Origin of the sequence: Terriglobus sp. 2YAB30_2, assembly GCF_052114765.1 — a bacterium.
In the GTDB taxonomy this organism is placed as follows: Bacteria; Acidobacteriota; Terriglobia; order Terriglobales; family Acidobacteriaceae; genus Terriglobus.
This window is the reverse complement of the sequence record NZ_JBFRFJ010000010.1, coordinates 200,256-220,390: the sequence shown is the minus strand read 5'-3', so window position 1 is coordinate 220,390 and position 20,135 is coordinate 200,256. Positions and strand designations below refer to the sequence as shown.

Annotated in this window: 18 protein-coding genes; 15 read left to right on the top strand and 3 right to left on the bottom strand. The window is 60.6% G+C overall.

The features are described 5' to 3' along the window. Window positions 1-51 precede the first annotated feature (51 nt). The 7 genes from AB4Y89_RS16375 to priA all read left to right on the top strand — a co-directional run bounded on the left by AB4Y89_RS16375 (window position 52) and on the right by priA (window position 9,038). Window positions 52-1,218, top strand: a complete 1,167-nt coding sequence (locus AB4Y89_RS16375; protein WP_442302011.1) for a transposase — start codon at window positions 52-54, stop codon at window positions 1,216-1,218. 144 nt (window positions 1,219-1,362) lie between these two features. Further along, the gene (metG, locus tag AB4Y89_RS16370; RefSeq protein WP_442302010.1) at window positions 1,363-3,492 is read left to right on the top strand and encodes a methionine--tRNA ligase; all 2,130 of its coding nucleotides are present in this window, start codon (window positions 1,363-1,365) and stop codon (window positions 3,490-3,492) included. Beyond that, on the top strand, window positions 3,492-4,319 hold the full coding sequence (locus tag AB4Y89_RS16365; RefSeq protein ID WP_442302009.1) for a TatD family hydrolase: 828 nt from the start codon (window positions 3,492-3,494) through the stop codon (window positions 4,317-4,319). The genes metG and AB4Y89_RS16365 overlap by 1 nt, the downstream gene beginning before the upstream one ends. Window positions 4,320-4,334: 15 nt before the next feature. After that, window positions 4,335-4,835, top strand: coding sequence for a YajQ family cyclic di-GMP-binding protein (locus AB4Y89_RS16360; protein WP_442302008.1), 501 nt, complete (start codon window positions 4,335-4,337; stop codon window positions 4,833-4,835). A gap of 116 nt (window positions 4,836-4,951) precedes the next feature. Next, window positions 4,952-5,239 (top strand): hypothetical protein, encoded by a 288-nt coding sequence (locus tag AB4Y89_RS16355; RefSeq protein ID WP_442302007.1) that lies wholly within the window; start codon window positions 4,952-4,954, stop codon window positions 5,237-5,239. A gap of 17 nt (window positions 5,240-5,256) precedes the next feature. Next, complete coding sequence (locus AB4Y89_RS16350; protein WP_442302006.1) at window positions 5,257-6,246, top strand: polyprenyl synthetase family protein; 990 nt, start codon at window positions 5,257-5,259, stop codon at window positions 6,244-6,246. Window positions 6,247-6,545: 299 nt separating this feature from the next. Then, window positions 6,546-9,038: a replication restart helicase PriA gene (gene priA, locus AB4Y89_RS16345; RefSeq protein ID WP_442302005.1), complete on the top strand. Its 2,493-nt coding sequence runs from the start codon at window positions 6,546-6,548 to the stop codon at window positions 9,036-9,038. A gap of 224 nt (window positions 9,039-9,262) precedes the next feature. Here the strand turns inward: priA and AB4Y89_RS16340 are convergent, their stop codons facing one another. After that, the gene (locus AB4Y89_RS16340) at window positions 9,263-10,261 is read right to left on the bottom strand and encodes a site-2 protease family protein (protein WP_442302004.1); all 999 of its coding nucleotides are present in this window, start codon (window positions 10,259-10,261) and stop codon (window positions 9,263-9,265) included. Between the two features lie 54 nt (window positions 10,262-10,315). Then, window positions 10,316-10,585 (bottom strand): HU family DNA-binding protein, encoded by a 270-nt coding sequence (locus AB4Y89_RS16335; RefSeq protein ID WP_147650135.1) that lies wholly within the window; start codon window positions 10,583-10,585, stop codon window positions 10,316-10,318. Window positions 10,586-10,763: 178 nt separating this feature from the next. Here AB4Y89_RS16335 and dcd point away from each other — a divergent pair, with 178 nt between their 5' ends. From dcd to AB4Y89_RS16295, 8 genes are all read left to right on the top strand, one after another. After that, window positions 10,764-11,318, top strand: a complete 555-nt coding sequence (gene dcd, locus AB4Y89_RS16330) for a dCTP deaminase (RefSeq protein ID WP_147650136.1) — start codon at window positions 10,764-10,766, stop codon at window positions 11,316-11,318. Window positions 11,319-11,414: 96 nt separating this feature from the next. Beyond that, entirely contained in the window at window positions 11,415-12,071 is a 657-nt protein-coding gene (locus AB4Y89_RS16325; RefSeq protein ID WP_442302003.1) for a response regulator transcription factor, read from the top strand. Window positions 12,072-12,375: 304 nt separating this feature from the next. Beyond that, window positions 12,376-13,068 (top strand): lipid-binding SYLF domain-containing protein, encoded by a 693-nt coding sequence (locus tag AB4Y89_RS16320; RefSeq protein WP_442302002.1) that lies wholly within the window; start codon window positions 12,376-12,378, stop codon window positions 13,066-13,068. 81 nt (window positions 13,069-13,149) lie between these two features. Next, window positions 13,150-14,739, top strand: a complete 1,590-nt coding sequence (locus tag AB4Y89_RS16315) for a PAS domain S-box protein (RefSeq protein ID WP_442302001.1) — start codon at window positions 13,150-13,152, stop codon at window positions 14,737-14,739. A gap of 118 nt (window positions 14,740-14,857) precedes the next feature. Beyond that, window positions 14,858-15,787: a lysophospholipid acyltransferase family protein gene (locus AB4Y89_RS16310; RefSeq protein ID WP_442302000.1), complete on the top strand. Its 930-nt coding sequence runs from the start codon at window positions 14,858-14,860 to the stop codon at window positions 15,785-15,787. A 3-nt stretch (window positions 15,788-15,790) separates the two neighbouring features. Beyond that, complete coding sequence (locus AB4Y89_RS16305) at window positions 15,791-16,990, top strand: sialidase family protein (protein ID WP_442301999.1); 1,200 nt, start codon at window positions 15,791-15,793, stop codon at window positions 16,988-16,990. An 18-nt stretch (window positions 16,991-17,008) separates the two neighbouring features. Continuing rightward, window positions 17,009-17,944, top strand: coding sequence for a UDP-3-O-(3-hydroxymyristoyl)glucosamine N-acyltransferase (gene lpxD / locus AB4Y89_RS16300; RefSeq protein ID WP_442301998.1), 936 nt, complete (start codon window positions 17,009-17,011; stop codon window positions 17,942-17,944). Window positions 17,945-17,953: 9 nt separating this feature from the next. Beyond that, window positions 17,954-18,598 carry a hypothetical protein gene (locus AB4Y89_RS16295; RefSeq protein WP_442301997.1) on the top strand — a complete coding sequence of 215 codons (645 nt, stop codon included), beginning with the start codon at window positions 17,954-17,956 and terminating at the stop codon, window positions 18,596-18,598. Window positions 18,599-18,676: 78 nt separating this feature from the next. On the opposite strand, the gene AB4Y89_RS16290 is transcribed toward AB4Y89_RS16295, so the two are convergent. Continuing rightward, the gene (locus AB4Y89_RS16290; protein ID WP_442301996.1) at window positions 18,677-20,125 is read right to left on the bottom strand and encodes a hypothetical protein; all 1,449 of its coding nucleotides are present in this window, start codon (window positions 20,123-20,125) and stop codon (window positions 18,677-18,679) included. Window positions 20,126-20,135: the final 10 nt, after the last annotated feature.

Genomic DNA, 20,135 nt, shown 5'->3' with positions numbered 1-20,135 from the left:
AGAGTCTGTGTGAGTACTTGCTTTTCGGGGTTATTTATACGAGAAGAGAGTATGTCACGGTATTTGCCCTATTCGCCGGAGCAAGGGTACCTGGTGCCGCCTCGAGTGGATGAAGTTCTGAGTGCGGATCATCTGTGTTTTTTCGTTCACAAGAGTGTAGAGAAGCTGGATCTGAGCCGGTTTGCTCAGTCGTATGGTCAGATAGGCGGGCGTCTGTATGATCCATCGCTGATGTTGAAGGTGTGGCTGTATGCCTACCTCCTGGGTGTAACGTCGTCTCGCCGTCTGGAGCAGCGTATCCGTGAAGACCTCGCGTTCCGCTTCCTTGCGGGAGCGGCGACGCCTGACTTCTGGGCGTTGAACGCGTTCCGCACCCGTCATGGACGGGCGATCAACGACTGCTTCACGCAGGTGGTGGAGATGGCCCGATCGTTGGGGTTAGCTCAGTTAGGCACCGTAGCGATCGACGCGACTCGGATCAAGGCGTCGGCATCCCCGGACAAGGTCATCGCCAAGGAGCGGCAGCAAAGGGCCAAGACCCGCCGGAACATACGCCGCTGGCAGCAGAGCTGCGACGGGGATGAGCCGAACGAAGGCGCGGGCAGTCGCGTAGGAACTGCGATCGACGCCATCGAGGACGCTGCTGGGACGCTCAAGCCGCTTCCCCGGCGGGCGAAGAGACCCTCTGAGAAGCGCTCGATCACCGACCCGGATGCGCGCTTTTTACGCAGCCGCGGCAACCGCTTCCTGCTGGGCTACTCCGGTGAGATCGCGGTCTCAGAAGATCACCTCATCGTGGCTCAGAGGGTGACTCAGTCGGGCAACGAGAACGACGGCCTGGAACCGATGGTGAAGTTGGTCAACGAGACCTGCGGAGAGCTTCCCCGGCGCGTGCTGGCCGACTCCGGCTACTACTCCAACCAAAACGTAGAACGAATGGAAGTGCTCAACGTCGATGCCTATGTACCGGACTCCAACCTGGCCCGCGAACTCAACACCCGCAAGCCGGCAACCGATCTTGCCGGCCATGATCCGCGTCTGAAACGCATGCGCCACAAGCTACGAGATCCGGACGGAAGAGCGATGTACATTCGCCCTCGCCGCCACCGCCTACAACCTCAAACGCATCTACATCCTCCAGAAATCCCACTAAAACAGCTCCCATCCACACTCAACAATGAAATCCTCCAACAACGGCTCACTCATCCAGAGAGATGATGCCTCTCTCACACAGACTCTAAAGCCCTTTAAATCCTGTGGGCCTCGAAACCTGGGGCGTTGCCCCAGGCTGGTATGGAACGCGCCTTCAGCGCTTCCCGCCCATTTATCTGCCTCCCACCCGTTTATCCTTAACAACTGACCATGTCTGACCAGCACAAGCCCGGCACCTTCTACCTGACCACGCCGATCTACTACGTCAATGCGCGTCCGCACATCGGCCATGCCTACACCACGCTCGCGGCCGATACGATTGCGCGCCGCCAGCGCCTGCTGCGCGGCAACGACAACGTCTACTTCCTCACCGGCACCGATGAGCACGGCCAGAAGGTTCAGCGCTCCGCCGCGGCTGCCGGCATTACGCCGCAGCAGTTCACCGACGAGGTCTCGGCGACCTTCCGCGCCCTGTGGGACCGGATGGGCATTACCTACAACGACTACATCCGCACCACCGAGAAACGCCACGCCAAGGGCGTTCAGGCGCTCTTCAACCGTCTCTACGAGGGCGGACACATCTACCTGGACAGCTATACCGGCAGCTACTGCGTCTCCGATGAGGCGTTTGTCGATCTGCCCCCGGGGACGCCCTGCCCAGACTGCGGACGCCCGCTGGAGACCGTCACCGAAGAGAACTTCTACTTCCGCCTCTCGGGCTTTCAGCTTCAGTTGATCGACCTGATCGAGTCGGGCCGCTTCGCCGTCGAGCCGGAAGCCCGCCGCAACGAGGTGCTGAGCTTCCTGCGTGGCAATGTAGCCGCTGCGCCCGCCGAGGTACTCGAGCTCTCCGCCGCCGGCACGGCCTATATCCCCGGAGCACTCAAGGACCTCTCCATCTCCCGCTCAAGCTTCGACTGGGGCATTCCCGTTCCTGAGCCGGCCGCCTCCGAGAGCAAGCAGAAGCACGTCATCTACGTCTGGCTGGACGCGCTGGCAAACTACATGACCGCGCTCGGCTTCGGACAGGACGACTGCGAGACCTACGACAAGTTCTGGCCCGCCGATCTCCACCTCGTCGGCAAAGAGATCATCCGCTTCCACTGCATCTACTGGCCGGCCTTCCTTCTGGCCGCCGGCCTTCCGCTGCCGAAGATGGTGCAGGCGCATGGCTGGCTGCTCTTTGAGGAGAGCAAGATGAGCAAGTCGCGCGGCAACATCGTGCGCGCCGAGACCATTCTGGACGCCTTTGGCAGCCTGAAGCCCGGGGCTACGACGGAAGAACAGGACCTCTTCGGTACCGACGTGCTCCGCTACTTCCTGATGCGCGAGATTCCCTTCGGCCAGGACGGCAGCTTCAGCTTCGATGCGCTGGTGCAGCGCTATAACTCTGACCTCGCCAACGGCTACGGCAATCTCGTCAGCCGCACCTTGGCGATGATTGAGAAGTACTTCGGGGGCATTGTCCCGAACGTAGCAAACACTGCCACGACGGGCTCTCATCCCCGCGAAGCCCTCTTGAGCGGTGTCCCGACCGACTACGACTTCGGTACGCATCTGCAGCGGATCTGGAACCTGATCGCTGTCACCGATGGCTACATCACGGCCAATGCGCCGTGGAAGCTTGCGGCTGACGAGACGAAGAAGGAGCAGCTTGCAGAGGTGCTTTACAGCGCGGCCGAGGCGATCCGTCACCTCACGGCATCGCTCTATCCCTACCTCCCGTACACCACCTGCAAGGTCTGGGCCCAGCTTGGGCTCGGCCACATGAGTGAGGCCGCCAACAGCGGTGAACTCAAAAACCTCGAATGGGGCGGCCTCAGGCCGGGCACGAAGCTCGGTGCGCTTGCTCCTATCTTCCCGCGTGCACCCAAGGAACTGATTCAGAAGATGACCGACACCGAACAGAAACCCGTCGCCACCGAAGCTGCTACCGCGGTAGCCGAAGCCACTGCACCCGCAGAAGCTGCTGCGCCCGCCGAGGATGCCAACGGTATTCCCTCTATCGCCGAGACCATCACCATCGACGACTTCGCCAAGGTCGACCTGCGTGTCGCCAAGGTGCTCGCCGCCGAACGCATTCCCAAGGCAGACAAGCTGCTGAAGCTGCAGGTAGACCTGGGCTTCGAGCAGCGGCAGATCCTCTCCGGCATTGCCGAGTTCTACGAGCCCGAACAGCTCATCGGCCGCACTGTCGTCATCGTCGCCAACCTCGCGCCCCGCAAGATGCGTGGCCTGGAGTCGAACGGCATGATCGTAGCCGCCAGCATCGGCGACCACGGACATCCCTACCTGGCCACCTTCCTCGAAAGCCTGCCGCTGGGAGCACGCCTGAAGTAATGCATCTGGTCGATTCGCACTGCCACCTGGACAATCCCCGCTTTGCCGAGGATCTGGACGCCGTGCTGGCGCGCTCCTATGCCGCCGGCGTCCGCACCATCCTGACCATCGGCATCGGGGAAGGCCCCGCCTCCATGGGCAACGGCCTGGCGCTGGCTCGTCCAGCAACCGCCTCGACTCCCGCCGTCTACGCCAGCGCCGGTATCTATCCCGGCAACGCGCATGAGGCCACGGAAGCCGACTACGCGCGCCTGGAACAGCTTGTGCAGGATCCCAACTGCATCGCCGTCGGCGAGATCGGCCTGGACTACTACCACGCCGAATCGCCGGCTCCAGAGATTCAGGCAGCATGCTTCGCACGGCAGATGCAGATTGCCGTGGCGGCTCGTAAACCTATCCTGATCCACTGCCGCCCCAACGACGGCACCCCGAACTTCCCCGGCCTGGATGTGTGGAACGATCTCTTCACCCTGATCGAAGAGCACTGGACACCACACGACATCACCGGCGTTATGCACTGCTTCAGTGGAACGCAGGACCACGCCGACCGGAGCCTGGCCAACAACTTCGTCCTCTCCTTCGCCGGACATACGACCTTCCCGAAGTCCAAAGACCTGATGGCGGTGGCCATCTCGACACCGCTGGACCGCATTCTGGTGGAGACCGACGCTCCCTATCTGGCTCCGATTCCTCATCGCGGCCAGCGCAACGAGCCCGCCTACACGGCCTATACCGCAGCAGCAATCGCCGCCGCGCGCGGCCTGACGCCGCAGGATTTTGCCCAGGCGACTACCGCCAACTTCCGGCGCATCTTTGGCGTAAGCTAGACCACGGAGAAAAACATGGCAGGCGAAAACTCGTTTGATGTTGTCAGCAAAGTAGATATTCAGGAAGTACGAAACGCCATTGAACAGGCGTTGAAAGAAGTAAAGGCCCGCTTCGATCTGAAGGACGCCAAGGGCGAGATCACCCTCGAAGGTCAGGACGTGATCCAGACCGCCGCCACAGACGAGTACAAGCTGAAGGCGGTCAGCGAGATTCTGCAGCAGAAGCTGGTCAAGCGCGGCATCTCGCTCAAGAACCTGGACTTCGAAAAGATTGAGCAGGGCTCGCACGGATCTGCCCGCCAGAAGATCAAACTGCAACAGGGCATCCCCTCCGAGAAGGCCAAGCAGATCGTTGCCCTGGTCAAGGACTCCAAGAAGAAGGCTCAGGCCTCGATTCAGGGCGATACCGTCCGTATCGCCTCCAAGGACCGCGACGTGCTGCAGGAGGTTATGGCTCTGCTGCGCGGGAAAGACCTCGGCATCGATCTGCAGTTCACCAACTACCGTTCGAACTAGAGCGTTTTCCCTGTTGCTGGGTATCCCGGAAGCGTCGTACAGCGGCGCTTTCATTACGGAAAGCGCCCATAGATGCGGAAGCCCTACACTACACCCACAGGGAAAAGCTCCAAGCCATGACCAGAACCGCGGTAGTCGTCCAATACATTCAGACTGCCGTGGTTCTTGGCGTTCTCGCCGAGTTCATTGACGGAGCTACGCGGCACCTTCGCCCACCCTGTCCGAGCTGCCTTACCCCTCACGGCTGGCCGTTTCACTATTACTTCGATCCCGGCTCCGTCGGGCGGGGAGGCTGGATCTGGACCGGGCTTACGCTGGACCTGCTGCTGCTGCTCGGTCTCAGCGCGGTAATCGTCCGGCACCGGCAACGCCGCGCTCTTACGGCATCACCTTCGTCCAAGTAACTGGTACATTCAAAAGAGTGAGTGATTTGCAGATAGCGACGGCGAAAGAGGTCTTCGACCTGCTGCGTGACGATCTTGCCGCCATTGAGCGGGAGTTCGTCTCACAGTCGCAGTCCCAGGTGGAAGTCATCACCGAGATCGGCCGCTATCTCATCGCCGGCGGCGGCAAGCGCATCCGCCCCCTGCTGCTGCTGCTCAGCGCCAAGGCGCTCGGTTTCGAGGGCGAATCGCGTATCCGGCTGGGATCAGTGGTCGAGATGCTGCACACCGCCACCCTGGTACACGACGACATCATCGACGAGGCGGACACCCGCCGCGGCCGTCCCAGCTCCAACACCACCTGGGGCAACTCCAAATGTGTCCTGGCCGGCGACTGGCTCTATATGCAGGCCTTCAACGCGGCGCTGCAGGAGCAGAACTTCCACATCCTCGACCTGCTGATCTCACTGACCCAGCAGATGGTCGAAGGCGAGCTGCTACAGATGCAGAAGCTCGGCCACCTGATCAACGAGGAAGAGTACTTCGACCTGATCTTCCGCAAGACCGCCTGCCTCTTCAAGGTCTCCATGCAGCTTGGCGCGACTGTCGCCGGCGCTCCAGATGCCATTGAAGCCCAGCTCGGCGAATACGGCCGCAATCTCGGCCTGGCCTTCCAGATCATCGACGACGTGCTGGACCTCACCGCGACCGAGTCCACCCTGGGCAAGCCTGTCGCCAGCGACCTTCGCGAAGGCAAAGCGACCCTGGCCGTGATCCACGCCCTGGAGCGTGGCACCGGAGCCGACCGTGAGGCCATCCGTACCGTATTGGCCGACCGCAGCTTCCAGCGGGTGACGCACTCGCAGATTCTGGAGATCCTCGGACGGCACGGCTCACTCGAGTACGCGCACGACACCGCCCGCGCCTACGCCGAAGCGGCACGGCTCTCCATCGCCGACCTGCCCGACACTGACGCCAAGCGCGCCCTGTTGTGGGTGCCGGCCTACGTCGTCGACCGCGACCGCTAGATAAAACCGCTTTTTAGTTTTGTCATTTCGTAGCGTAGCGGAGAAATCYGCTTCTCCAACACWTTGCCCTCAGCGGCTAAAGCCGCTTCCTTCGCAGCTCAACTCCGGCATGGCTGAAGCCATGCCCTTAAGCAAAACCGTTGCGCACCGCGCAACTAGTTCGCACCTGCGGTGCGAATGTCTTGCTTAAGGGGACGGCTTTCAGCCGTCCCGTACAAACGCTCCACAGACGGCGGCTTCAGCCGCTGAGGGCAAATCCAGACCACATATCCGCACCCAATCCTCGTACCCTAGAAGCAGTGTCCCGCTTCGCCGACATCGCTCTGCCCGTCCCCCTGGACCGCCCCTTTACCTACGCGGTAAATGGCGTCGTTCCGGCTGTCGGAGCCCGCGTTCTGGTTCCCTTCTCCGGGCAGAAGCTGATGGGTATCGTCGTCAAAGTCCATGACACGCCACCGCCTCCAGAGGTCGAGACCAAACCGATCCAGCAGGTGCTGGATGCAGAAGCCGTACTCTCACCTGAGCAGATGGAGCTGGCCGCCTGGATCAGCAGCTACTACCTCGCTCCGCTGGGCGAGGTGCTGCGCGGCATGCTGCCCCTGATGGCGGAAGTCCGCCGCGACATCACTTATCGCATCAGCGAGACAGGACGCGCCATTCTTTACCAGGGAGCCGAAGTCGGCTCTTCCCGCCGCAGCAAGCTCTCGCCTGAAGACCAGAACCGCGAGTACGCCGTCCTGAACCTGCTGGAAGCCGGTGATGCTCTGCGCCCCGGCCGCATTCGCTCCAGCACCGGAGCCAACAAAGCGCTGCTGGAAGGCATGGTGCGCAAGAAGTGGCTCGTACGCGAGACCGTCGCCGAACAGCGCGACGCCCGCCGCATGGAGCGCGTTGCCGTCCTTGTCCCTGACGCCCGGCTTCCCAAGCTCAACGCCAACCAGATGCGCCTGCTCTCGGAGCTCGCCGCCGTCAATGGTCGGATGAAGCTCGCCGACCTGCGCGGGCTTCCGGTGCCGCAGACAACGCTCGTCACACTGGTCCGGCGAGGCCTGGTGACCATCGAAGAGGTCCCCGAGAACTTCCATCTCGGCGCAGTCCACGCACCCGGCAAGAAACATGCCCACGAACACACGCTGAACTCGCAACAGCAGGCCGCCGCCGACGCCATCATCGCGGCACTGGACGCGCCTGCAGAACAGTTCCAGCCCATCCTGCTCTACGGCGTGACCGGCAGCGGTAAGACCGCCGTCTACTTCGCCGCCATGCAGGCCGCGCTTGACCGGGGCAAAGCCGCCATCCTTCTCGTTCCGGAGATCGGCCTCACGCCCGCCATGGCCGCGCAGCTCTACGCGGCCTTTGGATCGCAGGTGGCCCTGCTGCACTCGCAGCTCTCCCCCGATGAGCGCGCCGAGCAGTGGCATCGCATTCGCCGCGGCGAAGCGCCTATCGTCGTCGGTACGCGGTCAGCCATCTTCGCGCCGGCATCGAACCTCGGGCTCATCCTTGTGGACGAGGAGCATGACGGCAGCTACAAGCAGGAGGAGACGCCTCGTTACCACGCGCGCGACACGGCCATCGTTCGTGCTCGCCTGAACGGCGCTGCCATCGCCCTGGGCTCCGCCACGCCCTCCCTTGAGAGCTGGCACAACGGGCAGCGGGGCAAGTATGCGCGCGTCGAGATGCCAGACCGCGTCTCCAACCGTCCGCTGCCCGAGGTTGAACTCATAGACATGCGCGCCGAGTTCCAGCAAACCGGCGCAGACCAGATCTTCTCGCGCACGCTGATTGAAGAAACCCGTGCCGCACTCGACCGCGGCGAGCAGGCCATCATTCTTCTCAACCGACGCGGCTACAGCTTCGTGGTGATGTGCCGCTCCTGCGGTGAAAAGATCGAGTGCCAGAACTGCGCCATCGCCATGACCTATCACAAGCATGGCCGCGCCGATGAGATGGACAATCACGCGCGTGCCGGGCAGCGTCTGGAATGCCACTACTGCGGCTTCCGTCGCACCGTACCGCAACACTGCCCGCACTGCCAGTCAGAACACCTGTACTACCTCGGCGCGGGCTCACAGCAGGGCGAAGAGCGGCTGGCCGAGATCTTTCCCAACGCGCGCATCGGCCGCATGGACCGCGATACCGTGCGCGGCCGCGCGGATATGGAACGCCTGCTCACGCGCCTGCACTCCGGTGAGATCAATCTCCTGGTCGGTACGCAGATGATCGCCAAGGGCCACGACATCCACGGTGTCACGCTGGTCGGCGTCGTCGGCGCGGACTTTGCTTTGGGTCTCCCTGATTTCCGCGCCGCCGAGCGTGTCTTTCAACTGCTCACCCAGGTCAGCGGACGCGCCGGACGCGGCGACAAACCCGGACGAGTCGTGGTGCAGAGCTATCATCCCGAGCACTACGCCATGAAGTTCGCGCAGCAGCATGACTTCCACGCCTTCGTGCAGAAAGAGCTGCAGTACCGGCGGTGGATGCACTATCCACCATTTACGGCGCTCGCAAACCTGGTCATCCAGTCAGACCATCTGGAGCAGGCGGCGGGATGGGCAGCAACGCTCGGACGCTTCCTGGAAAAGATGTCTCTACCGAAGGTGCGCATCATCGGCCCGGCAATCGCTCCGCTCTCGCGGATCAAACGGATCTATCGCTTCCACTTTGTGCTGAAGTCGGAGAGCCGTGCCGCGCTGTCTGAGGCGCTGCGCGCCATGCTCGCGCACGCTGCCGAACAACAGATCCCACGTGCGGCGCTGATCGCCGATGTCGATGCGGTTCATCTGATGTAACTCGGAGTTCTGGCTGACAATCCGATTTCTCCCATACACCGGGTGCCCCATTCACGCGAAGCGTGAGTGGGATATCGAGCGAAGCGAGACCGCTTTTAGGTTTTGTAGTTCTTCTTGCCCACCCTAACTTCGTGAGGGTGGGGCACCCGGCTATGCTTTACTCAACCGGGTGCCCCACCCTCGCAACGCTAGGGTGGGCGAAGAGTCAGCGCAACACGTCAGCCCTAACGTCCCCAGGTAATGCGCGAGAACTCAGCCACCAGGCTTGCGTCGGCGAAGGGCTGCAGCGAGAAACACAGCAGGAAGATCACACCGCAGACAGCAATCACGCCAACCTGCCACGGCTGCATCTCATCGTCGAGAGGAACATTCGGATGTTTCATTGCGGGCAGCATCAACAGCATCGCCCACAGCAGCCAGCCGATCCAGTAAACAGTTCCCAGCAGCATCAGCACGCCAATGGTGATCTGCGTGCCGATGTGGTGTGCTTTGGGAGAGATGGAGTAAAGGATATGGCCGCCATCAAGCTGTCCGGCTGGGATGAGGTTGACGGCCGTGATCAGCACACCAACCCAGCTTGCCACCACCATCGGGTGCGGAACGATGTTATAGATATCCGGCAGCGAGTGATTCGTCCCCTGCACCAGCAGATGAAAGATCTGCAGCAGCAGCGGCGGATTGAAGCGAACGATCGAAGAAGCCAGGGGCTCCGGCCTGGAGTTCGCCAGGCCCACCCATGTGGTGAAGATTGCAACCAGGAAACCCGCAATCGGGCCCGAAGCTCCGATCAACAGCAGTGCCTTGCGGGAGCGGATGCGCGAACGCAAGCGGATCACGGCGCCCACCGTGCCGCTGAGTGTCGGCGCAGGCAACAGGTACGGCAGCGAGGCGCGCACGCCCACATAACGGCAGGCAGCATAGTGCGCGAACTCATGCGCCAGAAGGATGGCCAGAAGCGTCAGGGAGAACGGCAGCCCCATCGGCAGAAGATTCAGATGGCCTGCGATCCACAGGTGCGGAAGGATGTCTTCGCTGCTCGCCAGCGGAGGCTTGCCCTGGTTGAAGTTGACCATGTAGCGCATGCCGAGCGCCGTGGTCGTGAACAGGGTCAGGAGGAACAGCAACAGATGCACCCAGATGGGCGAAGATAGCGGGCGGCGCGCACTTACCTGTGGTGCTTCAACAACGGGTTCGGCAAAGGTATCCAGTAGGCCGGCACTCATAGGACCACGAGCTTCCTACGGCTCAGTGGGCAGTGAGGCCTTGAATATCCAAATTCAGCCAATGACCTGAAGGTCCTTGCCGGGCTTGAAGCGAACTGCTTTTCCTGGAGTGATGCTGACCTCGGCGCCAGTCCTGGGATTGCGGCCGATGCCGGTCTTGCGCGGGCGTACGTTGAAGACACCGAAGCCGCGAAGCTCAATCCTGTCTCCGGCCGCCAGAGTCTGCTTCATGGCATCGAAGATAGTGTCGACAGCCGCCTCGGCTTTCGTCCGTGGAAGGCCGGTACGATCCACAATCCGCTGAATGAGATCTTGCTTGATCAAGAAGGATTGCCTCGCCACCGTGGAATTCTGCACAGACTCGAAACGACGCCATATGCATGTGCTGATGGTAGAAAGCGTTGAAAAGATTGTCAACGCGCAGCCCGTCCCGTAAGATTGCCTTTTCCGGCTCCCGTTAAAAGAGCATGGAATTTGTTACCCAAGGAGATTCACCCCAGACATGTCCATCAAGAGCGACCGCTGGATTCGTCAGCAGGCCATCGAACACGGAATGATTCGCCCGTTTAGCGAGAAGCAGGTACGGGAAGGCGTCATTTCCTACGGGCTGTCGTCGTACGGCTACGATCTCAGGGTCTCCGATGAATTCAAGATCTTCACTAACGTCAACTCGGCCATCATCGATCCAAAGCAGTTCGATGAGCGCTCGTTTGTGACGGTACAGGCGGAATCTGTCATTGTTCCGCCAAACTCCTTTGCTCTGGCACGATCGATTGAGTACTTCAAAATCCCCCGTGACGTACTGACTATCTGCGTTGGAAAGTCTACGTACGCTCGATGCGGCATCATCGTCAACGTGACGCCGTTCGAGCCTGAATGGGAGGGTTTTGTGACCCTTGAGATCTCAAATACAACCCCTCTGCCGGCGCGTGTCTACGCCAACGAGGGCCTTTGCCAGATTCTCTTCTTCCAGTCGGATGAACGCTGCGAGGTCAGTTATGCCGATCGCGGCGGAAAATATCAGAACCAACAGGGGATCGTTCTACCGAAACTCTAACGATCATCCCCTGGTCTCTGTTGTCGTTCCCAGGCAAAGCACGAAATTCCTCGTGTTGTGCCCGCAGCCCTGTTGAGTAGAAATCACTGCGGAAATATGACACTAGCGTCCAAGAATCACCCTTTCCGTTTGGGTCTGATGACGACGGACCTCGTGCGCCTTGCCGGCCTCGAGGCAATCTTCGAATCATCGAGGATTGAAGTCGTCCCGATCGCGATCCCAGGCGGCTTCCGAGAGGACGAGATCTCCGTCCTCATCATCGACTCTCAGGCGACGGAGCATCCGTTCGTTCTGCTGGCATCGCTCGCACGCACGCATCCCTCGCTGCTCACCATGGTTCTGGGGGATCGCACGGATCAGGAGTATGTCGAAAAAGTCATCGCTGCGGGTGCGCGCGGTTACCTGACCTACTCCGCTTCAGAAAGAGACTTCCAGATGGCGATTGACGCCATGCGCGAAGGCTCCATCTGGGCGCCGCGGAAGGTGCTGGCGAAACTCATCAGTCAGGCTCCAACCAACAGCCGAACCACACCCGAGCCGCCGGAATTCACGCCTCGCGAGCTTCAGGTTTTGGAGTTACTCACCGCCGGACGGTCGAATCGTGAGATTGGGCTCTCCCTCGACATTGACGAGTCCACGGTCAAAGCACACGTCGGCCGGCTCATGCGGAAGGTAGGAGTAGCGAACCGTATCTCATTGACAATGTTCGCGATGCAGCACCTCTTCCCAATCTCGGGAAGGAAAAACCGGTAACTTTAAGCTGTTTGCAAACTAGTAAACTTTTTTAGCACTTACGTCGATAGACCTCCGTACCGTTGCGTACTCTCTCGTAACCACTCAGAGTAATCACAGCAACACAGACCTGGGAGAAGCGGGGCTGACGGATACGGGACCCACCGGGAACGCAGCCCCCATTTTTTTACCCCTCTACTTCTCCACTCATTCACCAGATCACAACCTAGGTTCTTCGCACTTGTTCCTTCGGGACAACTTCTCGAATTGCCCGTCCATCCATTCCAATAGGACGAGGCGCTTGCGCCCGAAAGGAAGAAAGAACATGAAAAAGTTTGCAGCAGCACTGTGTGGCACGCTGATGACTGTGGCTCCGCTGGTTCACGCAGCCGACAACTCCAAAGAGCTGGAGCGCCTGCAGGCATCCGAAGGTGTACTCAACGAGATCATGGCAACTCCTGACAAGTCGATTCCAGAGAGCATTCTTGCCAGCGCTTACTGCGTCACCGTGATTCCTTCGTACAAGAAGGCTGCCTTTGTCGTGGGTGGACAGTACGGCCAGGGTGTTACGACCTGTCGCACCGGCCACGGCTGGTCTGCACCTGTCTTTGTGAAGCTGACTGGCGGCAGCCTCGGTTTTCAGATCGGCGGTCAGGCAACTGATCTGGTCATCATTGCGATGAATCAGAAAGGCATGCAGGACATGCTGAAGAATAAGTTCAAGATCGGTGGCGATGCCGCAGCGTCAGCCGGACCGGTGGGCCGTAACGCCCAGGCCGGAACGGACTGGAAGCTCAACGCCGAACTGCTGACCTACTCCCGTTCGAAGGGACTGTTTGCCGGCATCGATCTGGAGGGTGCGTGGTTCGAACAGAATTCCGACGATACCCGCGATTTCTACGGCTCGGCAATTCCCTTTGAGACCATCCTGAAAGGAAATACCCCTACTCCTCCCGCGGCTCACCCATTCGTCAGCACGGTGGCGAAGTACTTCGTGACCGCCAAGGCATCCCGGTAATCTCTCACGCATCTCAACAAATGAGGCCGCCTCTCCGGCGGCCTCACGTATCTTCTGACTAGAATGTCTGCCGCCGCACACATGACGATCTTGAGGGAACAGGTCGATACCTCGCGCCTGCTCGCGGAAGCGGGTCTGTCTCTTCTCCGTGCAACGGAGAGCACGCAGGCATTGTGCTTTGCGGCCGATACCGGGCGCACTCTCAGCGCTGCAGACGCAGGGGTTCTGCTGTATCGTCCATCTGACACCGGGTCGGTGTGGTGTGCGGAACCAGGCGCATCTGTGACGCCGCTTGCCGCCGACTTTCCTATCCCCGATAAAGTCATTCGCATCGATAACGCCAGTACCCGCTTCGGCATACCTGCTCTGCCGGAAAAGATCTCCCGCAAAGCGTTTCGCAGCTTGCTGGCGGTTCCATTGCCGTGCATCATCGGCGCGGGAGCCCTCCTTTACATCAGCAGTCGAACCGCCGCCTTTTCCGAGGAGGGTGTGTTCTCGATGAGCGTGTTGGCATCACAGACGGCGGCTTGCCTGGAAACCATCCGTTTACGGAAACAACTCGTCCTGCACGCCGGCGAGCAAAAGGAACATGCCAGACGTCTCAGTGAGCTTGCGGCGATTGTCACTTCATCCGACGACCCGATCCTGAGCAAGGACCTGAACGGCATCATTGCCAGCTGGAATGACGCGGCGACCCGCGTATTTGGGTATCGCCCCGAGGAGATAGTCGGGCAGTCCATCCTGAAGCTCATCCCACCGGAGTTCCATGCCGACGAGGAGCTTATCCTGAGCAAGATCAGAGCGGGAGAACGGATCGACCACTTTGAAACCACGCGCTTGACAAGGGGCGGAGAGCGGATTCCGGTCTCCCTGACGGTCTCGCCGGTCAAAGATGAAACCGGTAGAATCGTCGGCGCCTCAAAGATTCTTCGCGACATCTCCAACCGCAAGCGGATGGAAGAGTCGCTGCTGCAGGCGGAGAAGATCGCGGCTACTGGACGGATGGCCGCCACCATCGCACATGAGATCAACAATCCACTGGAAGCCGTGGTGAATCTCCTCTACCTGATGCGGCCCATGATTGCCGACCCACAGGGTATGGCCTATCTCGAGACAGCCGAGAGCGAGCTGGCACGCGTCTCTCATATCGCGAAACAGACCCTGGGCTACTACCGCGAACACTCTTCGGCGAAACCCACCTCCATCTCCGACCTGGTGGAGAATGCTCTCAAGGTCTATGAGCCACGTTGCAAGGCCTATCGTATTGCGCTGGAGAGGCATCTGGAGTCAGACCGGAAGATCGTCCTGCGTCAGGGCGAGATGCTGCAGGTGATCTCAAACCTCATCACCAACTCCCTCTATGCCATGCCCCAGGGCGGCACCCTTGCTGTTTCGGTGCAGGATGTCTCATTCCCCTCAGATGGAGTTAGGCTGCGCGTCAAAGACACAGGCGTTGGCATTCCAAAGGAGAACCTCGAGCGTGTCTTCGAGGCGTTTTTCACCACGCGCAGCACCATCGGCACCGGCATCGGCCTGTTTGTCGCGAAGCAGTTCGTGGAAGGCCACGGCGGGACTATCCGGGTGGAGAGCAGCACCGCCCCGGAGACCCACGGAACTACCCTGGAGATCTTTCTGCCCGTTCACACGCCTCACGAGCTACAAAGACCATAGAGTATTTTCCCTGTAGGTCTAAGGCTTCCGCATCTATGGACGTTTTCCGCAATGAAAACGCCGCTGCACGTCGCGTCGGTGATACCCGGCAACAGGAAAAACGCTCTAGACTGTTGTTTTGGCAATAAGCACGAACAAATCCGCGACCTTTCGCCACTGGCTTGAATTCATCCCTCTGTGGCTTCTTGTTGGCGCTCTGCGCATCCTGCCCCGCTTTGTGGCCCGGATCGTTGGCGCCGCTATTGGTACTGCGGCATTTCATCTGCTCTCCCGGCTTCGAAAAACAGGGGTCCGCAACCTGGAGATCGCGTTCCCGGCGATGCCCCCCGAGGAGCGGGAGCGCATTCTGCGCTCACTCTACCGGCACCTCGGATGGCAGCTGGCGGAGTTCTGCCAGATGGCGGGATACACCGCCGAGCGCGCCAGCCAGTTCATTCGCTATGAAGGCCTGGATAACTACCTGAAGGCCCGGGACAAAGGCCGCGGAGTCCTGATCATCACCGGCCACCTGGGAGCATGGGAGCTCTCAAGCTTCTTCCACTCCCTGCGCGGCTTTCCGATGGCCATGGTGATCCGGCGTCTGGACAATCCGCTGGTCGACAGATTCGTCAACGAAATCCGCTGCATGCACGGCAACCGCGTCCTTCACAAAGATGATTCCGCACGCGGTCTGCTGCGCGCCATGCATCAGGGCGAGACGGTCGGCATCCTGATGGACACGAACATGACGCCGCCTCAGGGGGTCTTCGTTCCATACTTCGGAACCCAGGCATGCACCGGCGCAGGCCTGGCGCGCGTCGCTCTCAAGACCAATGCCGCCGTCCTGGCGGGCTTCCTATTGTGGAATGAAGCAGAGAAACGCTATGTACTTCACTTCGGTCCCGAGATCGAGCTGACCCGCACCGGCGACCACGAGAGGGACGCAATCGCCAACACCGCTCTCTTCACCTTGGAGATCGAACGCTATGTGCGCGAGTATCCTGACCAGTGGCTATGGGTTCACCGCCGTTGGAAGACCCGGCCGGAAGGAGAAGCGAAGCTTTACTAAACTATGTTGGTTCCCCACCTTCTGCTCGCATTGGCTCTTCAGGCCCCCGTCGCGAACGAACCCTCGAAACAACTTGTAGACCCTGCCCTAGCGGCAACCGCGGACGGCGTTGTGCGGCACGCGGCGAACGGAACAGAACAGGCCCTGCTACCGATTGGCTTCCCGAGCTCGCACGCCGCCAACCTGCTGCAACTGAAGAATGGAGACCTGCTGTGTGTGTGGTTTGCCGGCTCGTGGGAGGGAAACTCCGGTGTCGGCATCGTGCTGTCGCGGCTGAATCGCGGATCGCACACCTGGACGAAGCCGCAGCTGATCGATAATCACGACGGCGAGTCCTACCAGAACCCGGTGATCTTCCAGTCGCCCGACGGAGCAGTGCACATCTATCACACGACACAGGGAGCAGGAGCTGGAGAGGCGAACTCCAAGGTACTCGAGGTCGTCTCACGCGATAACGGCCAGCATTGGTCTGCGCCGGTGGTCCTGTTCGACAAGGGAGGCTCCTTCACCCGCCATCCGCTGCTGGTTCTGGCGCCGAAGACCTGGCTGCTGCCCATGACGTATGTCACCAGCAGAGGCATCGGCGAGGGCGCCGAGACCAACTACTCCGCCATGAAGCTCACCCGCGATGGCGGGGCACACTGGGAGGAGTGCGTCGTTACCGACTCCTTTGCCCGGGTACAGCCGACGGTGGTGCAGATCGATTCCCATCATTTCGTCGCCTGGTTCCGCGATCGCAAATCGCAGTGGGTCTATCGCAGCACCTCGTCCGATGGCTGCCATTGGAGCAAACCGGAGGCTACCACTCTTCCGAACAACAACGCGTCGGTTCAGGCCGTCCGTTTGCAAAACGGATGTATCGTCATGGTCTTCAATAACTCCCACGATGACCGTTCGGGCTCTAAGCCGATACCTGGCCTGCGGAAACCGCTGTCGGTCGCTCTGAGCGAGGATAACGGCGCAACCTGGAGCTACGTACGAGATCTGGAAACAGGGCGGCCCGGCTTCGGCATCGAGGAGCAGCGCCCCAAAACGCCCGGACGCGAGGAGTATTCTTATCCAACCGTGATACAGACTAGCGACGGCAGGATCCATGTGGCATTTACCTACCGCCGCCAGACGATTAAGGAAGTCACTCTGGACGAAGGCTGGATTCGACACGGATCTACCGAGGGACTCTACAAGGGCTCCAGCACGAAGTAAGGTACGGAGGCACACCGCATGTTTGACCTTTCGCAGCTAGCAGCGAAGATTACGGCCTCCGGCTGTCCCACATTTGCCTCAGCCGACGAGGGCCCGGGTGAGATCGCTCGTGTTTCCGCCATCAGCAAAGCGACTCCGGATGCTGTTGTCTTCGCCAGTGATGAAAAAACACTGGAGGCTGCTCTGCTGTCGGCCGCCGGGGCAATTCTGACCAAGCCGACGCTCACTGCCGACATCTCCGACCCTCGCATCGTTCTGACCAAAGACCCGCGGCTTGCCTTTTCCCTGGCCGCGCAGCATTTCCTGGCTCCGCAGACGACGGAGATTCATCCCTCTGCTGTCGTGGATGAGACCGCCGTCATCGGGAAAGGCGTAAGCATTGGTCCTTACACCGTGATTGAGGCGCGAGTCAGCATCGGCGATGGTTGCGTGATCGGGCCTCGCGTGACCATTCTTGCGGATACGATTCTTGGCGAACGCTGCGTCATTCAAACCGGCGCTGTACTCGGCTCGTTCGGCTTCGGCTATGCGCGCTCGTCTTCCGGAGCGTATACGCTGTTTCCGCAGCAAGGGACGCTAACCCTGGAAGACGACGTCGAGGTGGGCGCAAACTCCACCATCGACCGCGGCGCTCTGGAAGAGACCCGCATCGGCCAGGGCACAAAGATCGACAACCTGGTGCATATCGGGCACAACTGCCGGATCGGAAAGCACGTCGTCATCGCGGCGCAGACAGGCATCTCCGGAAGTTCCGTGGTGGAAGACGGAGCGATCCTCGGAGGCCAGGTCGGTATCGGAGAAAAGGCCTTTATCGGCCCCGGAGTCATTCTGGGCGGCGGCGCCGGCGTACTCTCGAATAAGAAGCTCTTCGGAGCCAACCAGGTCTTCTGGGGCCGTCCGGCCCAGCCTCTGAAGCAATATCTGCGAGACCTGGCCAAACTGCGGAAGGATTAGGGCCCAGCCGTGCTGGTCGTTATCGGAGGACACACACGCAACATCGGCAAGACCTCTGCCGTCTGCGAGCTGATACGCACCTTCCCTGCCCTGCATTGGACCGCGGTCAAGATCACACAGTACGGTCACAACGTCTGCTCCGCCAATGGCGAGCCATGCGACTGCCAGACAGCCGACCACACCATTGCCCTGAGCGAAGAACGCGACTCGGCCTCGGGTACCGACACCAGCAGGTATCTCGCAGCCGGTGCTGCCCGCTCCCTGTGGCTGCGCACCCGTCAGGGCCAACTCGCGGAAGCGATGCCCCGTCTGCGCGCCGAGCTGGCCAAGTCAGCCAACAACATCCTGGAATCGAACTCAGTGATGCGCTTTCTGCGACCCGACCTCTACCTGGCAGTACTGTCGCCGGAGACAGCCGACTTCAAGCCCTCGGCACAGTACGTTCTGGACCGCGCCGACGCTTACCTGCTGACGGCAAAGCCGGACGCACCCACATGGCAGGGTGTCTCGCTAAGGCTGCTGGCAGGGAAACCGAACTTTGCATACACGGTTGGAGAACCGTTCTCTCCCGAGTTGAAGGACTGGCTGGCGGAGAAGCTGGGGTATTCCGAACCCACCCTAGCGTTGCGAGGGCGGGGCACCCGGGAAGGGTAAGCGCCTTCAGCGCTGCCCATCCTCTACGCAAAAGACAGAAGCGCTGCCCTCGGGCAGCGCTTCCGGCAAAGGCTCACCCTAGTTATCGAAGTTCGTCAGCGCATCCATGAACGCCACATCCAGAACCGTTCCCTGAATGGTGATCTGGCTGTTGTTGATCTCCGATCCATCAGAGGTGTTGAAGGCATGGATCTGGCCGCCGTAGGCCGTGTACATCTTATGCAGGCTCTGCACCCAGCACAGGCCCGTCAGGTCACCGTAGTAGTACAGGTTGTAATCCTGGTTGGGATACTTCACGGTGGTGTTGGCGTTGCGGTTCACCGACGGCACAATCTGGACGGAGCTGGCTGAGCGGTCAAAGCGAGTCAGGCAGTTGTAGTTCGCTGCCTGGGACGTGACGCCAAGATCCGCCTGGTGGGCACGCTCGCCGTTCGCGCAGCTCTGCGATCCGATCCAGAGCGTGTTGTCATCACCGAACAGCATCTTGGTGTGATAGCCGTCAGAGATCGAGTACTTGCCGGTCACCGTCTTCGTGGAGAGATTCAGCGTCGAGAGGTTCCCCGACCAATACCCGTCAGCCAGGAATTGCTGTCCGCTGAGATAAAGCGTCGAACCATCCGTCAGCGCCGCCGTCACACCTCCCGGCACAACCACCGTCTGCGACACATAGTTGGGCTCGGGCGAGACCGTCGGGATGTTGTAGATGGTCAGGTTGCTGAGGCTCAGGAAGCTGACACCGGCTGTCGTGCCCCCGCACTCCGGTCCGCAGTTCAGGATGTAAGCCTGGCTGCCGTCATTGGAGAAGTAGGCGCCGACCGGACGATCGAAGGAGCCCGTCACCTTCACCAGGCAGTAAACCGGCAACTGGTAGGGCTGGCAATCCACCGCTCCCGGAGGCACAGCCTGGTTGCTGTTCAGCTTCACCAGGCGATAGATGTTGTTGCCGTTCCGCTGCATGGCCAGAACCACCGTGTTGCCCTGGTTCGCGAAGACCCGGTTCACGTTTGGCAGGTTCAGCGAATAGCTTGCCTGGGTTGCGCCACGGATCACCACCTGAAGYTGGCCGGCAGTCTCCTGCGCCGAATAGACCATGGTCTGGTCGGTAGAAACCTTGATTCCGTCCGGAACGGCAGTTCTATTGATCAGCGTCGCGGCCGCGCCGCCGGTTTTCTCCGCACCGTAGTCGATGGCTGCCAGAGAGCCGTCGCCCTGGGCGTAGACGTAGCCGGCGACCTGCTCCGGGAAGTTCAGGATCGGGCTCGGCGAGTTCCCCGAGTAGCCCGAGATCGTGTAGGACGAGTTCGCGTCAAAGACGTTGTTGCGCAGGTCACGCTGCGCGTCCAGAATCTGCAGGCCTCCGCTCAGCGTGCTGGTGTAGGAGGCGAGCACGCGATACGCGAACTTACTGGGAGGAATCGGGCGTCCGGCGTAGGTGTATTGCGGAAACTTATAGTAGCGGACACCGCAGGCGCTCAGCACCATAGCCACAGCGGTCAGGGCTGCAAAAACATACAACTTACGCTTCATCAAGTAACGG